Origin of the sequence: Mogibacterium timidum ATCC 33093 (genome assembly GCF_000525775.1) — a bacterium.
In the GTDB taxonomy this organism is placed as follows: Bacteria; Bacillota; Clostridia; order Peptostreptococcales; family Anaerovoracaceae; genus Mogibacterium; species Mogibacterium timidum.
This window is the reverse complement of the sequence record NZ_JALU01000006.1, coordinates 1-3,895: the sequence shown is the minus strand read 5'-3', so window position 1 is coordinate 3,895 and position 3,895 is coordinate 1. Positions and strand designations below refer to the sequence as shown.

At 43.2% G+C, this 3,895-nt stretch carries 3 protein-coding genes and 1 tRNA gene; 3 read left to right on the top strand and 1 reads right to left on the bottom strand.

What is annotated here, in order from left to right; translation table 11 throughout:
* Positions 1-70: 70 nt before the first annotated feature.
* A tRNA-Met gene (locus HMPREF0581_RS02400) sits at positions 71-147 on the bottom strand.
* A gap of 149 nt (positions 148-296) precedes the next feature.
* Between HMPREF0581_RS02400 and lgt the strand changes: the two genes are divergently transcribed.
* The 3 genes from lgt to HMPREF0581_RS02385 all read left to right on the top strand — a co-directional run bounded on the left by lgt (position 297) and on the right by HMPREF0581_RS02385 (position 3,748).
* Positions 297-1,058: a prolipoprotein diacylglyceryl transferase gene (gene lgt / locus HMPREF0581_RS02395; protein ID WP_009643564.1), complete on the top strand. Its 762-nt coding sequence runs from the start codon at positions 297-299 to the stop codon at positions 1,056-1,058.
* Positions 1,059-1,088: 30 nt separating this feature from the next.
* Entirely contained in the window at positions 1,089-2,180 is a 1,092-nt protein-coding gene (gene ychF / locus HMPREF0581_RS02390; protein WP_009643563.1) for a redox-regulated ATPase YchF, read from the top strand.
* 416 nt (positions 2,181-2,596) lie between these two features.
* Positions 2,597-3,748 (top strand): ribonuclease H-like domain-containing protein, encoded by a 1,152-nt coding sequence (locus HMPREF0581_RS02385; protein ID WP_009643561.1) that lies wholly within the window; start codon positions 2,597-2,599, stop codon positions 3,746-3,748.
* Positions 3,749-3,895 lie beyond the last annotated feature (147 nt).

The window sequence follows — 3,895 nt, the reverse complement described above, 5'->3', positions numbered from 1 at the left end:
CTATAGGGCTCGAACCTATGACCCTCTGCTTGTAAGGCAGATGCTCTCCCAGCTGAGCTAAGCGTCCATGTGGTAGCGGCGGATGGACTCGAACCATCGACCTTCCGGGTATGAACCGGACGCTCTAGCCAGCTAAGCTACGCCGCCACAGGTGCTCACTATTGTGTCGCCAAATTATATTAACAAACGACATTATCCTTGTCAATAGTACAAGGTTATTTTTCTGCGATAATCTCGTTAAAGGAGCCTATTTATGTTATACTATCGTAGTAAATTTCTCAGGAGTTATTAAGAATATGGAGGTTCCTGTGACGTCGCCAAATCCAATCGCATTAACAATAGCCGGATTCGAGATACGCTGGTACGGAATACTCATAGCTCTTGGAGCGATGCTCGCTCTTTTTATCAGTTATAGGAGAGCACCTAAGCACGGCATAGCATCAGAGGACGTCCTCGACCTTTCTCTTGGCATGATTCCTATCGGGATTATCGGAGCTAGATTATACTATGTGGCTTTCAGTTGGGATTACTACAAGCTCTACCCTGCCGAAATTATCAATATACGTGGTGGAGGGTTAGCCATACACGGAGGTCTGATATTCGGATTAGTTACCGCATACATAATGTGTAGATATAAGAAAATCAGCTTCGTAGAAATGGCAGATTTAGTGCTACCCACCGTCGCACTCGCACAGGCAATTGGACGATGGGGAAATTTCTTTAACGGAGAAGCTCATGGCATTGAGACAAATGTACCATGGGCGATAATTGTCGACGGGCAGCGTGTTCATCCAACGTTTCTCTACGAATCAATATGGTGTCTGGTGATTTTCGCAGTTCTCTCATTTATGTATAGTAACCGCGCATTTCCCGGTCAGATTGCCTGCATGTACGGTCTCCTCTATGCGCCGGAACGCTTCTTTGTCGAGGGACTTAGGACAGACAGCCTTATGATTGGAATTCTAAGGCAGGCACAGGTTATAAGCATTGTCATCTTTGTTGTTTCGCTCTTACTATATATATATCTTAGAAGGCGAAATAAACTGAATAACAGATAAACGGATTATCGATTATTAAGAGGTAAAGAAATGAAATTAGGCATAGTCGGCCTACCTAACGTGGGCAAGAGTACACTTTTTAACGCAATTACAAAGGCTGGTGCAGAAGCTGCCAACTACCCTTTCTGCACTATTGAACCCAACGTCGGAGTTGTAACGGTTCCTGACAAAAGGCTCGAGGTGTTGACGGACATCTACAAGGCCAGGAAGACTATTTACACGACGATAGAGTTTTGCGATATAGCCGGGCTGGTAAAGGGTGCTTCCAAGGGTGAAGGGCTGGGAAATAAGTTCCTCGGTCATATCCGTGAGGTTTCCGCCATCGTACATGTGGTAAGGTGCTTCGCAAATGACAACATCGTCCATGTTAATGGTCACGTTGATCCGCTTGATGATATCGAAACAATCAATACAGAACTGATTTTTGCGGACCTTGAAGTGCTCGAAAGAGCTATTGCCAAGTTAACCAAAAGCATGAAGGCGGACAAGAGTCTTGCAAAGCAACTTGACCTGCTTGAAAGAGTTAAGGCGTGGCTGGAAACGGGAAAATCTGCACGGGCTATGGAGCTCAATAAAGAGGAAGGTGAAATTATCTCCGGTATGGACTTGCTCACTTTTAAGCCGGTCATCTACGTTGCCAACGTATCTGAGGACGATGTTTCCAGCGATGATAATAAGCACGTGCAAAAGGTTTCGGAGTTTGCAGCTAGTGAAGGCGCCGGCTGCGTAAAAATCTGTGCTGAAATTGAAGCAGAGATGGCAGAGCTTGACGCTGAAGAGCGTGAGATGTTTCTCGAAGATCTGGGAATCTCGGAATCAGGTCTGGATCAGCTGATAAAGGCCAGCTACTCGCTGTTGAATCTCATATCATATCTCACTGCAGGCGAACCGGAAGTTAGAGCTTGGACGATTACCAAGGGAACGAAGGCTCCACAGGCAGCAGGAAAAATCCACACCGATTTTGAGAAAGGATTTATCAGAGCTGAAACTATTGCCTACAACAAACTAATAGAGTGCGGCGGTAGCCTCGCAAAGGCACGTGAGCAGGGTCTGATCAGATCCGAAGGCAAGGATTACGTAGTGCAGGATGGAGATGTAATACACTTTCTGTTCAATGTATAGAGCTACAACCTGCTAATTTGTAAGGTTTTCGCTCGACTATGATGATATAAAATAGATTTTATTTATCAGTATTTATACATTGCTTAAATATAATTGATGTTACTAGTATAATTATTATCAGAATAAGTATTGCAAAACGTACAAAGAACGACTATAATCAATGGTAGAGATTGTCTCCTTGGCAATCTCTTAATCTCTAGTCCCAATACCCTTTTTACGAAACAGACTACTCCCCTGTAGTCTGTTTTTCTTTTCCGTGATATTCTATAATAGTTAAAGAAGCAAAACTCATATAATAATCATATGCTGATGTATATGAGTCATTATTACTGTGGCCGTAGATATGATAACTATACCCGGTTTGCCTATTTGAACAATTTTGACTCTATGTATCAGCTGCTAGGGACAGCACCATTATGAAAAAATTTACGAGAACATACACTTCCCCTCTCTATCACGGGGAAATATTTGACATGTACCACGGAGATCTCAAGCCATGCATCTTTGACATAGAAACGACCGGCTTATCGGCTCAACGTGGCAATAAGATAATTCTGACCGCCTGCATGACTGCAGATGGCAAGGGCTCCAAGATTACGCAGTTTCTAGCCGAGACGCCATACGAGGAGGACAGAGTCCTCATGTCTACAATGGAATTTTTATGCGAAGAAGGTGTAGATTATTTGATTACATATAACGGAGCAGCCTTCGATATTCCATTTGTGAAACAACGGCTTGAGCTGCTCCACCTCCCTTATATATTGAATATGTACGAATATGACCTATACAATTTTATTCGCTCTAACACCAATTTGAAGTCCGAAATTGGATCTATCAGCCAAAAAAATGTAGAGGCTTATTTTGGTATCGGAACTAACAGAAAAGACGTCATTTCCGGGAGGGAGAGCGTTAAGCTTTTTTCTGAATATGCTGTTAATCAGGATTCTGTAATTGAAAAAATTATTCTAACGCACAACCGCGAGGATGTGCTTCAACTCAATCATCTGGTTAATATAGTTGGTCAGGATAATTTTGCCGGCGTTTTAGGCAATCGGGATTGTCAGGATAGCTTAGCCGACGTTTTGAAAGATCGGGACTGTCAGAATTTGGATTGGGCGCTCGCGCAGACGGGAGCCGGGCTCCCGTCTGCCGACGGCGAGTTGACAGCGCGTCCGAGGCTCGCCGCCGGCTGCCTGACCGTGACGGGCAGGCAGCTGCGAGCGCCCCACAAGTTGTCAGATAGCGCTGAATACGCAATCAATGCCAATATATTCCCAGATACAGCCGATTCAATAAGTGCTGAATTCATCAAAGATAACAGCTCATACCAAATCAAAATTCCGCTGGAAAGTCATGAAAAATCTCAGTTTATAGATATTAAAAATATACTGGCTACCGCCGAAGCTTCAGGTGATAATGCTCAGCACAAGTATGCCGGGCTGCTCAGGCTATCAGATAACTTAATCAATGATTATTTACTGCTGGTAGATAACGGTCAGGAGCTTAACAGAGAAATAAATCTACTCTCAATACTGATAAGCACTCAAATATATAAAAGAGTCAGATAGAGCTTAGCATCTGTCTGATTCTTTAAATTACGTCGATTATATATGAAGATTCACCTTTGAATTTATTGATTTCTGCTTTACACAAAAGAGGCTTATAGGACAAAAAACGTGTTTTGCTAATCCCAGTAAGAAGGATAATTGTCCTCT

Bases quoted from the DNA above. Each gene is read 5' to 3' on its own strand.
- HMPREF0581_RS02385 (WP_009643561.1), top strand. From the start codon at position 2,597: ATGAAAAAATTTACGAGAACATACACTTCCCCTCTCTATCACGGGGAA.
- lgt (WP_009643564.1), top strand. From the start codon at position 297: ATGGAGGTTCCTGTGACGTCGCCAAATCCAATCGCATTAACAATAGCC.
- ychF (WP_009643563.1), top strand. From the start codon at position 1,089: ATGAAATTAGGCATAGTCGGCCTACCTAACGTGGGCAAGAGTACACTT.